Below are 15,494 nucleotides of genomic sequence, written 5' to 3' on the forward strand. Positions count from 1 at the left end.
TGCATGGTATTCTCTGTGGAGCCGGATTTTCAGGCCCTTTCTTCTCATTTTCTTGCCTGATCTTATGAGGTGCAGCGATGTCCGACATGATCACCCTGATAAAAGCCCTTGCCCCGCAGGAGGGCTACAACCTGACTGCGTTATCGGGTGTGCGCATTTTGCGTTCCGATCGCCCGCTGGCCAGAACGCCGGTGCTGTATGACCCCGGGATTGTGATTGTCTGTCAGGGCAGCAAACGCGGTTATTTTGGCCAGCAGACCTACATCTATGATGAACAGCACTATCTGGCGGTGTCCGTGCCGGTTCCGTTTACGATGGAAACCGACGCGTCAGCAGCGCATCCCCTGCTGGCCATTTATCTGCATCTGGATTTTCAGCTGGCCGCTGAGCTTATGTTGCAGATCGATCATCATGAGGCGCTGCACCCAGCAACCGCGCCACAGAGCATGATCTCCAGCCCGATGGATGAGCCGGTGAGGTCAGCTGTGGAGGGGTTGCTTAAGGTCCTGAACAATCCGCTTGAAGCTGAGATTCTTGGCCAGGCGCGATTGCGGGAGCTCTATTTCCGCGTACTGACCGGTGCGCAGGGTAATGCCATGCGAGCCGCGCTGGCGTTACAGGGGCAGTTCAGCAGGATAGGAAAAGTATTGCAGCGCATCCATGCCACCTATGCAGAATCCGTGACGCTGACTGAGCTGGCTCATGAAGCGGGCATGAGCGTGCCGACCTTTCATCTTCATTTTAAAGCGATCACCCGCTTGCCACCGATGCAGTATGTGAAATCGGTACGCCTCCACCAGGCGCGAATGCTGATGGTTCGTCAGCAGATGACCGCGGCCTCGGCCAGTTTCGCCGTGGGCTATGAGAGCCCTTCGCAGTTCAATCGTGAATTTAAACGCTTGTTTGGTCTGCCTCCGGCAGAGGAGATCAAACGCATGCAGAAACACTTTGCTGTTCCGCCTGCGCAGGACGCCTCAGTTTTCGTTTCTTCACACTGACGCCGGGCTGACACTATTTTCTGGCCACAATCCGCATTTCCACCAGCGCATTCTCCGGAATGAATTCCGACACGCCGATCGCAGACCATGCCGGATAGGGGGCCTTGATATAGGCATCTTTCACGCTGGAAAACAGGGCGATATGTTTTTTCAGGTCGATATGAAAAGTGGTCATCTCCACAATGTTGTCATAGGTTAAACCGGCAGCGTTCAGGTAGATGCCCAGCTTATAAAACGCATCATGAAATTGCTCGCCAGGATCTTTGCTTATCGGTTTGTCCTTACGCGCAGCGGTAACCCCTGAGAGATAGAATGTGCCATCGGATTCGATAACCGGAGAGAAGTGCCAGTCATGGTAATAGTGTTTAAAGTCTTCAGGGACGATGGGTTTTTTCATGATCTCTCACGCTGATGAGCTTAATGGTTCAGGTCTGTTCTGCATCCCGATCTCTGCTCAGAGGTCAAATCGGACCAGACCGGCTTAATCACCAGGTTAGCGCAAATGCAGGTTGCCGTCAGCTACACTCAGCATTCTTAACCCGCAAAAGGAAGAGAACATGAAAAAGTCACAGATGGCCCTGCTATCACTGCTGGTGGTTATGCCGTTGACGGCCATGGCGCAGAAAGCAGAGATGAACATGACGCACGACATGCCGGATTCTCCCGCATCAAAAGAGTACATGGCGGGCATGCAGAAGATGCATCACAACATGATGGCGGCAATGAAGGAGCAGGATCCTGACAGGGCCTTTGCCAGCGGCATGGCCGAGCATCACAAAGGAGCGATTGCTATGGCTGAAACGGAGCTGAAATATGGTAAAGATCCTGAAATGAGAAAGATGGCGCAGGAGATTATCAAAGCGCAGAAGGGTGAAATCGAACAGCTGGAAAAATGGCTGCAGAAATAATGGCTGAGATGGCGTGAAGCGCATTCACGTGATGATCTTCACAACGTTACCGCCAGAGAGTCTTGCTGCCGTTGCTGGTGCTTTGTTAAACCCGCAGGGCTGACTTGTGGGTTTAAGATTCAGGAGAGTGTGATGATCTGGCTCGTGACAAAATATGCGATAACGGCCTTTATGGTGGTACTGATCTCAGAAGTGGCAAAGCGCAGCGACCGGCTCGGCGGCCTGCTCGCGGCACTGCCGCTGGTGACCCTGCTGGTGCTTATCTGGATGAAGCTGGAAGGGCAGGCACAGGAAAAAATTGCCGCTCACGCCTGGTATACCTTCTGGTACGTGGTGCCGACACTGCCGATGTTTATCCTGTTCCCCTTTATTTACCCGCGTGCTGGCTTCTGGCTGACACTGCTCATCGCCTGCGCGATAACCGTCGTGCTGTTTGCCCTCTGGGCAATATTACTGAAGCGATTTGGAATCATTCTTCTCTGAATAAGTCTGCATGCGTTAATAAGCGCTGAAAAAGGCCATTCGACTTGCTGCCTTAATACCGGCATCTGTCACCATGAAGTGGCGGTAATTAAATCCTCAGACAGAATCAGAATGACTATTTTATGCGGCCAGTTTGCGTTAAAAAACCATTTCTTCATTGTCTGTCCGAACGTTAAAATAATCTTTTTCTTAAAGCAGGAAACGCTGCTTTGAGAGATCGTGAGATTGTTAACTTTGCCGCGTTAGCTAATATTTCAGAGACGCAATCGAAATTAAGGAATTCCATCATGCTTAAGCAACGTACTCTTAAAGCAGCCGTTGCGCTGGTTATAGGTTTGGCCGTCTGTGCTGCACCGGTTTATGCAAATCCTGGCAATGGCAATGGCAATGGCAATGGCAATGGCAACGGTCACGGCGGTGGTCAGGGTAACGGGAATCACGGGAACAATGGCGCGCACGGCAATAAAGGGCCGGGTAACGCAAAATCAAAAAACGAACATGGACATCGTAAAAATGCCGGGAAACCCGATCGCGTAGACGCCGACATCAACTTCTCTCGTGCACGGAGCCTTGCCGTCAACTATGGCCTGGTCGGCTATCAGTCCCTGCCACCGGGCATCGCGAAGAAAGTGGCACGCGGTAAACCGTTGCCGCCCGGCATTGCGAAAAAAGCGTTGCCCGCTTCCATGCTAAACGATCTGCCTTACTACCCGGGCTACGAGTGGCGAGCCGTGGGCGACGATTTAGTGCTGATTGCCCTGAGTACGGCAATCGTGACCGCCGTCATCAACGGTGTGTTTGATTAACCCCGTAACAGAGACTCCGCTCAACGCTGGCGGAGTCTTATCAGCCAGATTCATCGTCAGGTTGCAAAACGGGTGAGGGCAGGTAATACCTGAGAGATTAAACGCTGCGATAAGTTGTGTATTATTGTCAGGCTATCAGAACAGGCTAATCAGGAAAAAGCATGGACAGGGACACACTGGTTACACTTTTGAAATTCAAACGCTGGATTGATGCCGAAACCCTCAAAACGATTAAAGGCCTCAGCGACAATGCTGATGCACATAAACGTCATCTGATGTTAAGGCTGATGAACCACATCTATGTGACAGACATGATTTTCAGCGCCAATATTTCGGGCAAGCCGCACGGCTATACGGCCCTGAACACGCCTGAAACACCTACAGCAGAAGAGCTTGAAGTTAAAATGGCCGCCTGTACCAACGGCTATATTGAATATGTCAGCGCACTCTCTCCCGCCGATTTAGACGAAACAATTACATTCCGTTTTGTCGATGGAGGCGAGGGCAGAATGAGGGCCGTTGATATGCTGAATCACATGCTTTTGCATGGAAGCTACCACCGCGGCGCAACAGGCTGGTTAATCTCGGAGTGCGGCGGTGTTCCGCCCAAAGATGTGCTGACCGTTTTTCTGCGGGATCACAATCACTGACAGGAAGGACCTTTGGCGGCGTTGATGGCCGCCATACGTCTTCATGCAGCCGGTCTAAATCCCCAGACTGGCCAGCAGATCATCGACATCATCCTGACTGGCGGCAGGTTCTGCTGAGAACGCAGGTGCCGGCGGCGTAGCGCGCGCGGCGCTGGCTGGCGAAGCTGATTTATCGCGGATCACCTGGATTAACTGCTGCTCTGCCTGATTCAGCACCGCCATCATCGCCTGCACGATCTGTCCGGTAATATCCTGGAATCCCTGCGCCATCATAATGGCGTGCAGATGCTGACGTGTCAGATTCGTGGCATGAGGGACATCGTCCAGCAGGGCTACGGTATCTGCCGCTAGCAGATGTGTTTGCTCTTTCGTCAGGGGCTCTGCTGACGTGGCATTCCAGCGCTGCAGTAATCGATCCGCCTTTTCTGTCAGCTGAGTCTGCACCGGCTGAGTGATTTCAACGCTGTTAATAACCTCATCTGCGGCTTCACGGGTCAGGGTGACCACGTAGCCCAGCCTTTCACGCGCGTTGGGGATGCTTCCCGCAACCTCGGCAATGGTTTTATCCAGTCCCAGCTGTTGCAGACTGTCCCGAAGCGTCCGCAGGATAGCGCCCGCACGCGCCGTGATCTCGGTGATTTCCTGTTGCTCACTATGGGTATCGGGTAATGACATGGGTGCTTTCTCCTGCGTAGGCAATGTCGCTATCTGCTGTTATCGGCAGTTCCCGGCGGAATTTGATTTTTTCCTCCTGACGGCGGGGGAGGGGGATGGGAAGGCGGCTGAAACCGCATGAAGAAACGTCAGCGTCGTGTCTGAGAAAAGCGGTTATGCGGCTATGTGAATAGCAAGCTATAAATAAATCAGCGATTTTATCGCTTGCTATTTACTTTGGCATTTTTTGTGGTAGATTGGCTTTAACGATGGGTAGATGACCCTCGAGAGATTTTTTATTCAGCCCTGGCAATCCTGTCAGGGCTTTTTTTTTGGCTGGATCTCTTCAGTCTGCTCAGCTCAATGACTCGCCAGGACATAAAGCCCCTAACCTACAGCACTACAGCCCCGGCGCTGTCATTACGCATCAGGTTTGTGTCTGATGTTTATGGCACGCCATCAGACCTGTGCTTCGGCGGCGTCCATCATCGCTGGCAGGGCGCTGAACAGCGCCTGAATAGCCAGCCTGACTTTCAGCGACTGATGCGGCGTGCGCAGCCAGACGACAGAAACCGGCCAGCTTCCGGAGGTATGTTCTTTCAGTATCTGTTTCAGGCTGCCGCTGATGAGGTCGTCCCGCACCAGCCAGTAGGGTAACCAGGCGATACCCGCCCCCGTCAGCGTCATATCTTTTACCGCCTGCATATCATCCAGGGTGAATCGGGCAGGCGGCGAAATCTCCACCGCGTCACCCCGTTCATTTTTAACCTGCCACTTCAGCACCTGTCCGCCACGGATGTAGGCCACTGCCTCATGGTGCCGGAGTTCATCCGGGGAAGCCGGTTCGCCAGCCTGGCTGAGATAGTCCGGTGACGCGCAGAAGACCATCCTGTGATAAGCCAGCCGCCGGGCTATCAGGCTGCTACTGTCAGCCAGCGCGCCAATCCTGACTGCCAGATCGAAACCCTCCCCGGACAAATCGACCTGACGATCGCTGAAAGATATCTCCAGTTCCAGCTTCGGGTGCGCTTTCGCCAGCGCGGAGAAGACAGGCGAGACACAGAGGTGCCCCAGCAGCACCGGCACCGATACGCGAAGTTTACCGCTGGCCTGCAGCTTGCCGCTCTCCAGCAGATCCTCGGCAGCCTTGAGTTCGTTCATCGCCCGGCGGCAATATTCATAATAGAGCGCGCCTTCATCGGTAAGACTCTGTTTGCGGGTGGTGCGGTTAAACAGCGTGACGCCAAGTCTCTCTTCGATACGGGCGATGGTTTTTGCGACGGCAGAGCGCGTAACGTGCAGCCGCTCAGCTGCCTGAGAGAAACTCATGGATTCAGCCACGGCCACAAATACCGGAATGGTGTTCATTTCGCTTTTCATATTGTCGCCTCAGCGGAATCAATGACGAGAAATAGTATCGCCATCGTATCTTAAAAGGCAATGCTACGATTCTGATCTCTGCTCTTAACCCCTACAGGAATCGCGATGAATCACACCATGAAACGCTGGACACTGAATGAGATTGGCCGTCAGCATCTGACACTCACCGAGACAGCCATCCCGCAGCCGGGGCCGGGCGAAGTGCTGGTCCGGGTAAGTGCCGTTGCCCTTAACTTCCGGGATAAGGTCATCATTGAAGGTGGGATGGGAAAAGGAATGCCGATGCCCTTTACGCCGGGTTCCGATATGGCCGGCGTGGTTGAGGCTGTCGGTCCGGGCACGTCTCGTTTTAAACAGGGTGATCGCGTCATCTCCTCGTTCAACGCAGACTGGATCGAGGGAAAGGCGGTTAACAACGCCAGAAATCCGCATTACAACACCCTCGGCTACGCCTTGCAGGGCGTGCTGGCAGAATATGTGGTGATGAACGAAGCGTGGCTGGTCAACGCGCCGCAAACGCTGAACGATGCGGAAGCCAGCACCCTGGTCTGTGCGGGGCTGACCGCCTGGTTTGCACTGATTGAACGCGGCGGCCTTAAAGCGGGCGAAAGCGTTCTGGTGCAGGGAACCGGCGGGGTGGCCCTGTTTGCACTTCAGATCGCCCGCGCGATGGGTGCAGAGGTCTTTATCACCTCCTCCAGTGATGAGAAGCTGGCGGCAGCAACCGCGCTGGGGGCAACCCATGGCATTAACCGTCAAAAGGAAGAGTGGGTAGAAGCCGTTTACCGCCTGACGCACGATCGGGGTATTGACCATGTGATAGACACCGTCGGCGGGCGTAACTTCGCCGATTCTGTCCGCGCTGTCGCCTCACATGGCCGCATCTCTCTGATCGGGATGATGGACACACACGATACGTCAGCCTCTGGCGGACTGCTGCTGCTCAAATCTCCGACGGTTCAGGGCATCGGCGTGGGGCACCGGCGGGCGCTGGAAGAGCTGGTCCGGGCGGTGGATGTCATAAACCTGAAGCCGGTCATCGATAAAGCCTACCGGTTCGATGAACTGCCTGCGGCACTGGCGCATCTTGACCGGGGCGCATTCGGGAAGATTGTTATCAGCCTGGACTGACAGCGCGCCCGGCCTTAACCAGGGCCAGCACAAAACCATCCCATCCCTTCTCACCCACCGTCTGAATGGCGGTGGCGTCAAGCCGCTCATCCTCAGCAATCATCCGGACAAACTCCCGCAGGCCCCGGACATTAGGATCGTGACTCTCCGCATCAAGCACCTGTCCGCCACGCACCGTGTTATCACCGACGATAACCGTGCCCGGGCGAGAGAGTCTGATGGCCCATTCCAGATAACGTGGATTGTTCACCTTGTCGGCATCAATAAAAATCAGATCAAAGGGCGCCTCCAGGTCAGGCAGGATATCAAGCGCTGCGCCAGTGTGCAGCGTAACGCAGTGCGTCAGCCCGGCTTGATGGATATTCTGGCGGGCGACCTCTGCATGATGCGCACTGTATTCGATGGTGGTCACGCTTCCATGCTGAGGAAGCGCTCTGGCCATCCAGATCGTGCTGTATCCACCAAGCGTGCCGATTTCAAGAACCCGGGCGGCCTGAGACATCCGGACGAACAGTGACAACATTTTTCCCTGCAAAGCAGACACATCATGAGCAGGTAAGCCCTGCTTTGCGTTGTTAGAGAGCGCGAAATTTAATTCAGTATCTTCGGGCGCAAGCTTTTCAGAAAACCAAGCATCCACCTGTGCCCACTTATCTGAATCTGTCGAGGGATAGTCAGGGATTCGCATAGGTTATTCACTCTCCTCAGAAAAGGTGTTTTCCCGGCGCGGCTGGCCCGACAGGGCCAGCACAGCCAGCGCGCAACACAGTGTGATGGCTGCCAGCACCCTGAAAAGGCACAGATAGGCGCTGTCATAACTATTCTGGACCACTGTGCGGGAAACGCCGGGTAAAAGTGTTATTGCCTGCTGAAGATTGCCGCCTCCCAGCCAGGCTGCCGCCTGGTGAATCTCCGCTGATGTCAGCCCCTGAACGCTTTTGCTGAGGTTCATAGCGTTCATTCTGGTAAGAAAGGCGGAAACCATCGCCAGCGCGATGCCTTCTCCTGCTACACGAACGGTGTTGAACAGGCCGGCCGCCATCCCGGCTTTTTCAACCGGAACCGCAGAAAGGGCAAGTCCATCCATCAGCCCCCACGGCAGCGCCGCGCCTGCCCCGGTTATCAGCAATGCGACGATAAGCAGCAGGGCGCTGTGACCCTGTAACGCCTGCCCGAGGAAAAGTAACCCGGCTGCCGCGATCATCAGCCCGGATGCTGACACCACGGACGGTGAAAACCAGCGCGTCAGCACGGCGGCGCAGGCGGGAAGAACCAGCATCGGTGCAGTCAGGGCCATAAGGAAAAGCGCACTTCGCGACTCACTGAATCCATTTCCCCCCATAAAGTGCAGCGGAACGATGATCAACAGCACAACGTAGCAGTAGCAGGTTGCCACCGGCAGCAGCAGAATCCCGGCGAAGCGCGGGCTGCGCAGCAGGGAAATATCGAGCACAGGATGGGCAGTACGCTGGCAACGCACAATAAATGCACCCAGAAGCAGCATGGAGCAGAGGAACAGCACCAGCGGCAGAGGGGATAAAAACCCGAACGTGGATAACAGCATCATCGCAGTGGTAAACAGAATCAGCGCCGCGGTAAACAGCGTCAGCCCGGCATTATCTGCCGGATGAGAGGCGTTCAGCGCCGATAGCGGCAGGTATGCTCTGCCAGCGAGCAGCACGCCCCCTGAAAGCAGCGCAAACAGGATATAGACCCAGCGCCAGCCGAGGGTATCGGTAATAAAGCCCACCGCCAGCGGTCCAAACGCTAAGCCAGCGCCGAAGAGGGTACCGAGCAGGCTGAACATCCGCGTCCGGTCTGTGCCCTCATAGATCCCGGCCAGCAGCGCGCTGCCGCTGGCTAAGAGCATGGCCGCGGCCAGCCCCTGCAGGGACCTGAGCAGGCCCTGCATTATCAGGTTGTTCATCACGCCGATGATGAGACTGCAGAGACAGAACAGCGCTGCGCCAGCGATAAAAACAGGCTTTCTGCCGAGGGCGTCTGCTGCAATGCCTGCTGTCAGCAGAAAACTGCCAAACGTCAGCATAAATCCATTCGTCAGCCATGACAGCTCGCCAGGGGAACCGCCCAGCATGTGCTGGATGGCAGGCGTGGTAACCACACCGCCGGTGAAACTCAACGGCAAAAGCAGCGCCGCCATAAAAACGGTAAGGGCGGCTGGGGTTCTGGTGTGGCGAAAAAGCGCGCGGGCTCTGTATGACATAACAAGACCTTTTATCCTGACAGCGAATGAGTGAAACTGCTGCGATGTTATTGCGGACATCTGAGCGGATAAATAGACTGGATGGACGGTCTCAATGGACATAAAGTTGATAATCGATGGATAGCCTGACTTCTCTTACCTCTTTTGTACGGACAGCCGAGACGCTGAGCTTTGTTCAGGCTGCGCGACTGCTGGGGATTTCAGCGTCAGCAGTCGGTAAAAACGTCGCCAGACTGGAGCAAAAACTGGGCGTGCGGCTTTTTAACCGCAGCACAAGAAATGTGAGCCTGACGACGGAAGGGGCGGCACTACTCACCCGATGCAAAGTGATCCTGGAACAGCTTCAGGAAGCCGAGTCAGCACTGACGAGCAGTGCCGCAGAACCCGCAGGCAGACTCCGGGTCTCACTCCCCGCCGCGGGCTACAGATTACTGCTTCCTGCGCTCCCCGCGTTTACCCGCCGTTATCCTCAGATCGAACTGGATCTGGATTTCAGCGATCGGCTCGTGAATATCATCGACGAAGGGTTTGACGTGGCGATCCGCAGTGGTGAGTTAGCTGATTCCAGGCTGACGGCAAAGAGGCTGGGTCATTTCCGCTTCCTCCTCTGCGCCAGTCCCGCTTATCTGAACAATTCCGGGGTTCCGGCGTCAGCGGATGATCTGGCTGAGCACAGGTGCATTTTTTTCCGCCTGCCCGCCACCGGCTTGCTACAGACGTGGGAGCTTCAGGGGCTGCGGCCCGGCGCTGAACCCAGAGCGGCATCGGTGTTGACGGTAAATAACATTGAAGCGGCGATTGGCCTGAGCTTATCGGGAATGGGTATCAGCTATCTGCCCGACTTCGCCGTTCGCGACGCGCTGGCTGAGGGACAACTGAAAGAAGTGATGCAGGGTTGCTGTACACAGCAGGGGCACTTCTCCGCCGTGTGGCCCTCCGGCCGCTACCTCTCCGCCCGGGTCCGCTGCTTTATCGATTTTATTGCTGAATCGGGACTGGCCCTTTAAGACCGCCTCACGCCTGCTGCGGCGGTTCAAACCAGGGTGTCACCAGCATATGCGGCAGTGCGAGCGCGGCAAGGGCGGCAAACAGCGACCGGATGCCCGCAGCGTCACCGGGTAACATCATATAAATGATCAGCGAGGCCAGCAGTATGGCCGCGGTGAATATCGGCCAGGTCAGATGGAGATAGCCCGCGTACGTGGTAAAGCCCAGCTGGTCACGGCGCAGTCGGGTTTGTGGCAGCGCGTGCAGAATCAAAAATCCCATCGAAAAGCCGACGAAAGGCGGCAGCAGCAGCAGCGCCAGAATGCCCGCGATAAGATGTCCATCCCGCCGAAGAAGCCCGGTGAGGGTCAGCCCCAGCGCACCGATGCCACCGAGGATCGCAAGGGCCGCCGTCACAGACCCCGGCATCACGGAAGCCAGCCCGGCCTGATGCAGGATAGACCTGAACGCGGGCAGATGAAGGGTGGCCGGGGCCGCTATCATCGTGATCCCCCGCGCCAGACGTTCTGTCAGTCCGCCGTGCGGTGCATCCTCAAGGGCAAAATGGACAGCTGAGGCGATCAGAAAGCCGGGCAACGCCAGCCCTGGTGCGCGGTGCCACCAGAGCAGACAGAGCGCAATCACTGCGCCATACAGGGCCAGAAACGGCAGCCGGCGGCGACGCTGAACCACGTCCAGATCGCTGGCGCCGTGCGCCATGCCGATAATCCCGATAGCGATTACCGCAAACAGCACCTGTACGGACAGTGGGCAGAAGGAGGTCGCCAGGGCTGCCCCCCACAGAGCCATCCATCCGGCCCCTGATCGTGTTATCACTTCACGGTACCCGTGCGGCGGGTATGATCGAGCGCTTTTTCCAGGTTAGCCGCCGCGTAAAAGGCATAGAAGACCTTCGCGATGATATCCAGTACTAAAAATGCCCAGACCGATGAGGGGTCGGTAATGATTTTCAGGCCTTCCGGACCGACGAGGAACACAATCGGATAGATGAACCAGACGACGGTCAGCAGCGCGACATTTTTATTGTAGGCACCCGCCAGTGCACTGCCGCGATTGGCCGCCATGGTGCGAAGCGGTCCCCACAGCAGGTAAACCACACCCAGAAACGCGGCACAGGACCAGAGGTACCAGACCCATTTCGCCGCCGCCGTTTCAGCCAGTGACGAAACCAGACCGGTGATAATCATCATGACATCCAGCACGATGATGGCAGTGAGAAAACCGCCCATTTCACCGGGTTTACCGTGTTCATGGAAGGCGAGCATGATCAGTCCTGCCAGTAAAATCGGCGTCGTAATCGACCAGTCAGCGTAACGCGCCAGATAGACGGTGCTGCCGCTGTCCAGCGTCAGATTACCGAACCCGAATGCCATGGCCAGATAGGCGGTGGCGGCGATAAAAGGGACGGATGCATGCATGAGGGTATGATGACGGGAAGGAAATGTTTTGCCGCCGGTGGCGTAAATAACCAGTGACGCAATTGCCATGACCGAAAACCCGATCAAAAATGCGGTTTGATCCATGTTAATCTCTCCTGAGCAGTAGCGCGGAAATGCCGCCTGCTGCGTTGCCATAAATTGAATGCGTTTATATTCCGAAAAGAATATGCATTCAGTATATGGCGATTTCAGCAGCCTGCTCATTGTCAGGACGATTTCCGCCTGCGGGTTAAAATAAAGAGGGTGAAAAGCCCCCGTTATCTGATTTAAAAAAGAACGGTGATGTTACGTTCTGTTTCTTAGCGTTTCGTTTTCCGATCGGCTGTCGGGTTGCCGTCAGGCTTACTGGTTATTTTATGCTTAAAATTCAATTGCCTGAATGTATTGAGAAACAGAGCTTCTGTTTCACACAAAAAAGAGAAAGTACAAGAAAAATATTTTTATCTGGAAAAATGAACACGCTGTACTAAGTCAATCCCGTGACGACATCAGGATTCAGGTCAGCGATGAGTGAAATAACAGAAGTCAGCACCTCTTATTGCCCGCCAGGATAATCAGAAAACCCGAAACGGCGTGCTGAATAGTGACCCGACAGAAAAGGGAAATATCCTGTAAACGATCGTCGCGGGCTGAGGCGAGGGCGCTAATAAGTGCGGGAAGAAGACGGAAATAGTCAGGCCCGCATCGTCATTCGTTTATCTGCTTTACTCTTTCTGTTCACCGCTGCGTATTGCGCAGACCGCATCCGTTTTGTTCTCTGCGCCATGATTATGCCTGCGTGAACGCTGCAACCGGTCAGTGATGTCTGGCACCAGGGCGGAAAGCCTGCTGTTTAGCCAGCAAGGCGATTACAAACGCCACTGCCATCAGCGCCATCAGCGCCCACGGAAATGAAGCGGCACCGGCACGATTGAGCAACAGTCCGCCGAGAATGCCGCCACTGGCGATCGCCAGATTCCACGCGGTCGTCACCATCGCCTGAACCACATCCACATGGTTGCCAGCCGAATCAGCGGCGGCCGTCTGCATCTGGGTTGATGCCCCACCGAATGACCATCCCCAGACGATAACCGCCAGGAAGATAACAACCTGTTCCCGCATGCCCATAGCCAGCACCACAGAGACCGCAGCCAGTGCCGCCAGGCTAAGCAGCACCAGCCTGCGCAGGTGGCGATCGACCCAGATGCCGGTTATCCCGATCCCGGTTAATGCGGCCAGTCCGAACACCAGCAGGATAAGACCGACAGCGTGGCTCATGCCCGACAGCGCCAGAAAGGGCCCGATAAAGGTATAAAGAATATTATGGGCGGTCATCCAGAGAAAGATGACCGCCAGCACCGGGCGAACACCCGGCATCCTGAAAACCTGCCAGACGGGCAGACGGCGGTCTGCCTTCTGTCCCGGCAGATCAGGAACGGCAACCCATGCCCAGATAAACAGCACAATCGCCAGGGCAGCCATCACGCCAAAGGCGACCCGCCATCCCAGCATGTTTCCCAGCCAGGAACCTGCGGGTGTGCCCAGGGATAACGCAACCGGAATGCCGACCATCGCAATGGCCAGGGCGCGACCCTGTAAATCGGGCGAAACGAGACGCCGCGCATAGCCCGCCAGCATTCCCCATGCCAGCCCGGCCGCCACACCGGACATAAAACGGGCCGCCAGCGTGAGCCAGTAGCTGGCAGAAAAGGTGGTGATGGTGTTGAAAATCACAAAGATCCCGATAGCGAGCAGCAGGACTTTTTTGCGGCGCCAGCCGCTGGTCAGCACGGTCAGCGGGATCGCCGCCAGCAGTGACCCCAGAGCATAGAGACTCACTAACTGTCCTGCCATCACCTGAGAGACGCCGAGTCCCTGACTGATGTCCGGCAGCAGACCGGCCGGCAGGGTTTCGGTCAGAATGGCGATAAAGCCGGTCATGGCAAAGGCCAGCAGGGAGGCGAGCGGCAGACCCGCCTGAGCGGTGACTTCACGGGGTTCGATATGGGCGGACACGTTAACCTCTTTTAATCTCACTGAAGGAAGGAAGCCGCTGACAGCGGACTTCGTGACATCTGTATCGATTGGTATATTTATCGAAACTAGAGAACGGGTCGTCACTTGTCAAGCACATATGTATCGATTAGTATTTAAGTCTCACAGGCATGAACAGGAGGGGCTATGGCTCAGATGGGACGTCCACGTTCGTTTGACCGGGACGAGGCGATTCGTCAGGCAATGTTTCTTTTCTGGCAGCATGGCTTCGAGTCCACCTCGCTTGCTCTGCTCAAGGCCAGTCTCGGCAACGGCATTACCGCACCGAGTTTCTACGCCGCATTTGGCTCAAAAGAGGCGCTGTTTGAAGAGGTTGTCGACTGTTATCTCTCCTCATACGGTCAGGTTAACGACTGTCTCTGGGACGACGAGCTCAGGCCGTTTAATGCCATAGAACAGGCATTGCGCGCTTCCGCAAAGATGCAGACCGATCCGGGGCATCCCAGCGGCTGTCTGATCGCCTTGTCCGTAAATACCTGTTCCCCTTCAAACGAGCACATCCGCACCTTACTGGCAACGCAACGCCAGCGCACCCGGTCGGGGTTTTTGCGCTGTGTCGTCAGAGCCAAAGAGGCGGGCGAGCTGGCTGCCGACACCGATGCGCGCGCGCTGGCACAGACCTTTCACAGTTTTGAGACAGGACTTTCGACGGAAGCGCGTGATGGGGCAACGGGAGAGGAACTGGATGCAGCCGTGACGGCTGCGCTGAAAGTCTGGGAGAGGTTTACAACGAAGACGGCATAGCCTGAAGCCATAGACGTTTCATCATAAAGCCCGCACCGGGCGGGCTGAATACGCCTACAGGCCGACCAGCGTAATGCGTTTCCGGGCGGTCAGCGTTTCATACAGCGCTTTAGCCAGACGGTCAGGTTCCACCACGCCACATTCCGACTGCTCGCCGTCGGGATCAGCCCAGAACGATTTAATACGCAGTGTGGTGTTGATCCTGGCGACGCGCTCCATCTCCAGCACGGCAAGTACCTGATGCCGCATCTCTCCCCCTTTAACGCTCGATTTAGCCTCTATCACGGCTGCGCGGGTGGCTTTTCCGTCATAGATGACATGGCAGCGTGCGCCGTTAAGGTTGAAAGTATGAAGCACCTCATAAAGGCCCTGAACTGTCTTTGCACTGTAGGATAACGGCATATCAAACATAACAGATCCCTCTGACGCGGAACGGTGTGAGCCCCCAGCATAGGTGAACTGTAACCAGAGGAGAAGTTACTGTTTTTTAATGAGAAATATAGATATCTAAGGATACTGTAACGTCCGTGATTTTTATTCCAGTTCTGGCTGGCACTACCAGAAAGCGAAGCGCGAAAAGAGGAGGCCTGACGGGGGCGGATTTGGGTTAATAAAAAGCCTGCGCGAGGCAGGCTAATCGTTCCAGCAGAATGTATGCACACAATCTGATATTTGTCTGCTTCCGCCATCGTACAGGAGAAATATTAGGATAAGATTAAGAATAATCGCTATCTCAACGCATTAACTTTTGTTGTGCGCGACGTCCTGATTACGCGGCGTGCGGTCAGTTTATTTTTGTGCCTGGGTGTTTTGCTCAGCCTCTTTCTGTTTTTTCTTCGCCATATGATGACCGACTGCGCAACCGGCTGCGGCGCCAGCCACACCATGATGGGCAAGATGACCTGCCACGCCGCCTGCTACGGCACCCTTCAGACATCCGGCGGCGTTAGCCTGCAGGTTGACGGACAAAAACAGACCGGTAGCCATAACGATAACTGATAATTTTTTCATCTCTTCCTGTCCTGGTGATCGTGG

General features: G+C 55.5%; 18 protein-coding genes. 8 read left to right on the forward strand and 10 right to left on the reverse strand.

Annotation, left to right across the window (positions count from 1 at the left end):
- Positions 1-77 precede the first annotated feature (77 nt).
- The gene (locus tag OXR04_RS13500; protein ID WP_267370851.1) at positions 78-998 is read left to right on the forward strand and encodes an AraC family transcriptional regulator; all 921 of its coding nucleotides are present in this window, start codon (positions 78-80) and stop codon (positions 996-998) included.
- Positions 999-1,011: 13 nt separating this feature from the next.
- On the opposite strand, the gene OXR04_RS13505 is transcribed toward OXR04_RS13500, so the two are convergent.
- Entirely contained in the window at positions 1,012-1,395 is a 384-nt protein-coding gene (locus OXR04_RS13505; protein ID WP_267370854.1) for a Rid family hydrolase, read from the reverse strand.
- Positions 1,396-1,555: 160 nt separating this feature from the next.
- On the opposite strand from OXR04_RS13505, the gene OXR04_RS13510 reads away from it, so the two are divergent.
- The 4 genes from OXR04_RS13510 (at position 1,556) to OXR04_RS13525 (ending at position 3,845) form a co-directional block, all read left to right on the forward strand.
- On the forward strand, positions 1,556-1,906 hold the full coding sequence (locus tag OXR04_RS13510; protein ID WP_111208766.1) for a DUF305 domain-containing protein: 351 nt from the start codon (positions 1,556-1,558) through the stop codon (positions 1,904-1,906).
- A 132-nt stretch (positions 1,907-2,038) separates the two neighbouring features.
- A complete protein-coding gene (locus tag OXR04_RS13515) occupies positions 2,039-2,389 on the forward strand; it encodes a DUF3147 family protein (protein ID WP_009092904.1) in 351 nt (116 codons plus the stop codon).
- 287 nt (positions 2,390-2,676) lie between these two features.
- Positions 2,677-3,195, forward strand: coding sequence for an anti-virulence regulator CigR family protein (locus OXR04_RS13520; protein ID WP_267370859.1), 519 nt, complete (start codon positions 2,677-2,679; stop codon positions 3,193-3,195).
- Between the two features lie 161 nt (positions 3,196-3,356).
- Complete coding sequence (locus OXR04_RS13525) at positions 3,357-3,845, forward strand: DinB family protein (protein ID WP_140029137.1); 489 nt, start codon at positions 3,357-3,359, stop codon at positions 3,843-3,845.
- A gap of 54 nt (positions 3,846-3,899) precedes the next feature.
- Here OXR04_RS13525 and OXR04_RS13530 read toward each other — a convergent pair whose 3' ends face one another.
- A complete protein-coding gene (locus OXR04_RS13530; RefSeq protein ID WP_009092907.1) occupies positions 3,900-4,520 on the reverse strand; it encodes a protein phosphatase CheZ in 621 nt (206 codons plus the stop codon).
- Positions 4,521-4,958: 438 nt separating this feature from the next.
- Positions 4,959-5,879, reverse strand: a complete 921-nt coding sequence (locus tag OXR04_RS13535; protein ID WP_267370863.1) for a LysR family transcriptional regulator — start codon at positions 5,877-5,879, stop codon at positions 4,959-4,961.
- 105 nt (positions 5,880-5,984) lie between these two features.
- On the opposite strand from OXR04_RS13535, the gene OXR04_RS13540 reads away from it, so the two are divergent.
- The gene (locus OXR04_RS13540) at positions 5,985-7,010 is read left to right on the forward strand and encodes an NAD(P)-dependent alcohol dehydrogenase (protein ID WP_267370865.1); all 1,026 of its coding nucleotides are present in this window, start codon (positions 5,985-5,987) and stop codon (positions 7,008-7,010) included.
- Here the strand turns inward: OXR04_RS13540 and OXR04_RS13545 are convergent.
- Together OXR04_RS13545 and OXR04_RS13550 are read right to left on the reverse strand one after the other, a co-directional pair.
- Positions 6,997-7,698, reverse strand: coding sequence for an O-methyltransferase (locus OXR04_RS13545; protein WP_267370867.1), 702 nt, complete (start codon positions 7,696-7,698; stop codon positions 6,997-6,999). The two genes, OXR04_RS13540 and OXR04_RS13545, sit on opposite strands and share 14 nt — an antisense overlap.
- A 3-nt stretch (positions 7,699-7,701) precedes the next feature.
- A complete protein-coding gene (locus tag OXR04_RS13550; protein ID WP_267370869.1) occupies positions 7,702-9,234 on the reverse strand; it encodes an MFS transporter in 1,533 nt (510 codons plus the stop codon).
- Between the two features lie 116 nt (positions 9,235-9,350).
- Here OXR04_RS13550 and OXR04_RS13555 point away from each other — a divergent pair, with 116 nt between their 5' ends.
- Positions 9,351-10,241 carry a LysR substrate-binding domain-containing protein gene (locus OXR04_RS13555; protein ID WP_267370872.1) on the forward strand — a complete coding sequence of 297 codons (891 nt, stop codon included), beginning with the start codon at positions 9,351-9,353 and terminating at the stop codon, positions 10,239-10,241.
- A 7-nt stretch (positions 10,242-10,248) separates the two neighbouring features.
- Here OXR04_RS13555 and OXR04_RS13560 read toward each other — a convergent pair whose 3' ends face one another.
- From OXR04_RS13560 to OXR04_RS13570, 3 genes are all read right to left on the reverse strand, one after another.
- Positions 10,249-11,031, reverse strand: coding sequence for a Brp/Blh family beta-carotene 15,15'-dioxygenase (locus OXR04_RS13560; RefSeq protein ID WP_267370875.1), 783 nt, complete (start codon positions 11,029-11,031; stop codon positions 10,249-10,251).
- Positions 11,032-11,054: 23 nt separating this feature from the next.
- Complete coding sequence (locus tag OXR04_RS13565; RefSeq protein WP_267370877.1) at positions 11,055-11,765, reverse strand: bacteriorhodopsin; 711 nt, start codon at positions 11,763-11,765, stop codon at positions 11,055-11,057.
- A 711-nt stretch (positions 11,766-12,476) separates the two neighbouring features.
- Positions 12,477-13,601, reverse strand: coding sequence for an MFS transporter (locus OXR04_RS13570; protein ID WP_267371299.1), 1,125 nt, complete (start codon positions 13,599-13,601; stop codon positions 12,477-12,479).
- A gap of 240 nt (positions 13,602-13,841) precedes the next feature.
- Between OXR04_RS13570 and OXR04_RS13575 the strand changes: the two genes are divergently transcribed.
- The gene (locus OXR04_RS13575; protein WP_267370880.1) at positions 13,842-14,459 is read left to right on the forward strand and encodes a TetR/AcrR family transcriptional regulator; all 618 of its coding nucleotides are present in this window, start codon (positions 13,842-13,844) and stop codon (positions 14,457-14,459) included.
- A gap of 54 nt (positions 14,460-14,513) precedes the next feature.
- On the opposite strand, the gene OXR04_RS13580 is transcribed toward OXR04_RS13575, so the two are convergent.
- Positions 14,514-14,870 carry a hypothetical protein gene (locus OXR04_RS13580; protein WP_009092918.1) on the reverse strand — a complete coding sequence of 119 codons (357 nt, stop codon included), beginning with the start codon at positions 14,868-14,870 and terminating at the stop codon, positions 14,514-14,516.
- Between the two features lie 378 nt (positions 14,871-15,248).
- Positions 15,249-15,470 carry a hypothetical protein gene (locus OXR04_RS13585; RefSeq protein WP_009092919.1) on the reverse strand — a complete coding sequence of 74 codons (222 nt, stop codon included), beginning with the start codon at positions 15,468-15,470 and terminating at the stop codon, positions 15,249-15,251.
- Positions 15,471-15,494: the final 24 nt, after the last annotated feature.

The organism is Pantoea sp. GM_Pan_3 (genome assembly GCF_026541045.1).
GTDB lineage: Bacteria > Pseudomonadota > Gammaproteobacteria > Enterobacterales > Enterobacteriaceae > Pantoea > Pantoea anthophila.

Excerpts from the sequence above, each read along its gene's own strand:
- OXR04_RS13500 (WP_267370851.1), top strand. The coding sequence starts at position 78 with ATGTCCGACATGATCACCCTGATAAAAGCCCTTGCCCCGCAGGAGGGC.
- OXR04_RS13505 (WP_267370854.1), bottom strand. The coding sequence starts at position 1,395 with ATGAAAAAACCCATCGTCCCTGAAGACTTTAAACACTATTACCATGAC.
- OXR04_RS13510 (WP_111208766.1), top strand. The coding sequence starts at position 1,556 with ATGAAAAAGTCACAGATGGCCCTGCTATCACTGCTGGTGGTTATGCCG.
- OXR04_RS13515 (WP_009092904.1), top strand. The coding sequence starts at position 2,039 with ATGATCTGGCTCGTGACAAAATATGCGATAACGGCCTTTATGGTGGTA.
- OXR04_RS13520 (WP_267370859.1), top strand. The coding sequence starts at position 2,677 with ATGCTTAAGCAACGTACTCTTAAAGCAGCCGTTGCGCTGGTTATAGGT.
- OXR04_RS13525 (WP_140029137.1), top strand. The coding sequence starts at position 3,357 with ATGGACAGGGACACACTGGTTACACTTTTGAAATTCAAACGCTGGATT.
- OXR04_RS13530 (WP_009092907.1), bottom strand. The coding sequence starts at position 4,520 with ATGTCATTACCCGATACCCATAGTGAGCAACAGGAAATCACCGAGATC.
- OXR04_RS13535 (WP_267370863.1), bottom strand. The coding sequence starts at position 5,879 with ATGAAAAGCGAAATGAACACCATTCCGGTATTTGTGGCCGTGGCTGAA.
- OXR04_RS13540 (WP_267370865.1), top strand. The coding sequence starts at position 5,985 with ATGAATCACACCATGAAACGCTGGACACTGAATGAGATTGGCCGTCAG.
- OXR04_RS13545 (WP_267370867.1), bottom strand. The coding sequence starts at position 7,698 with ATGCGAATCCCTGACTATCCCTCGACAGATTCAGATAAGTGGGCACAG.
- OXR04_RS13550 (WP_267370869.1), bottom strand. The coding sequence starts at position 9,234 with ATGTCATACAGAGCCCGCGCGCTTTTTCGCCACACCAGAACCCCAGCC.
- OXR04_RS13555 (WP_267370872.1), top strand. The coding sequence starts at position 9,351 with ATGGATAGCCTGACTTCTCTTACCTCTTTTGTACGGACAGCCGAGACG.
- OXR04_RS13560 (WP_267370875.1), bottom strand. The coding sequence starts at position 11,031 with ATGGCTCTGTGGGGGGCAGCCCTGGCGACCTCCTTCTGCCCACTGTCC.
- OXR04_RS13565 (WP_267370877.1), bottom strand. The coding sequence starts at position 11,765 with ATGGATCAAACCGCATTTTTGATCGGGTTTTCGGTCATGGCAATTGCG.
- OXR04_RS13570 (WP_267371299.1), bottom strand. The coding sequence starts at position 13,601 with ATGACCGGCTTTATCGCCATTCTGACCGAAACCCTGCCGGCCGGTCTG.
- OXR04_RS13575 (WP_267370880.1), top strand. The coding sequence starts at position 13,842 with ATGGCTCAGATGGGACGTCCACGTTCGTTTGACCGGGACGAGGCGATT.
- OXR04_RS13580 (WP_009092918.1), bottom strand. The coding sequence starts at position 14,870 with ATGTTTGATATGCCGTTATCCTACAGTGCAAAGACAGTTCAGGGCCTT.
- OXR04_RS13585 (WP_009092919.1), bottom strand. The coding sequence starts at position 15,470 with ATGAAAAAATTATCAGTTATCGTTATGGCTACCGGTCTGTTTTTGTCC.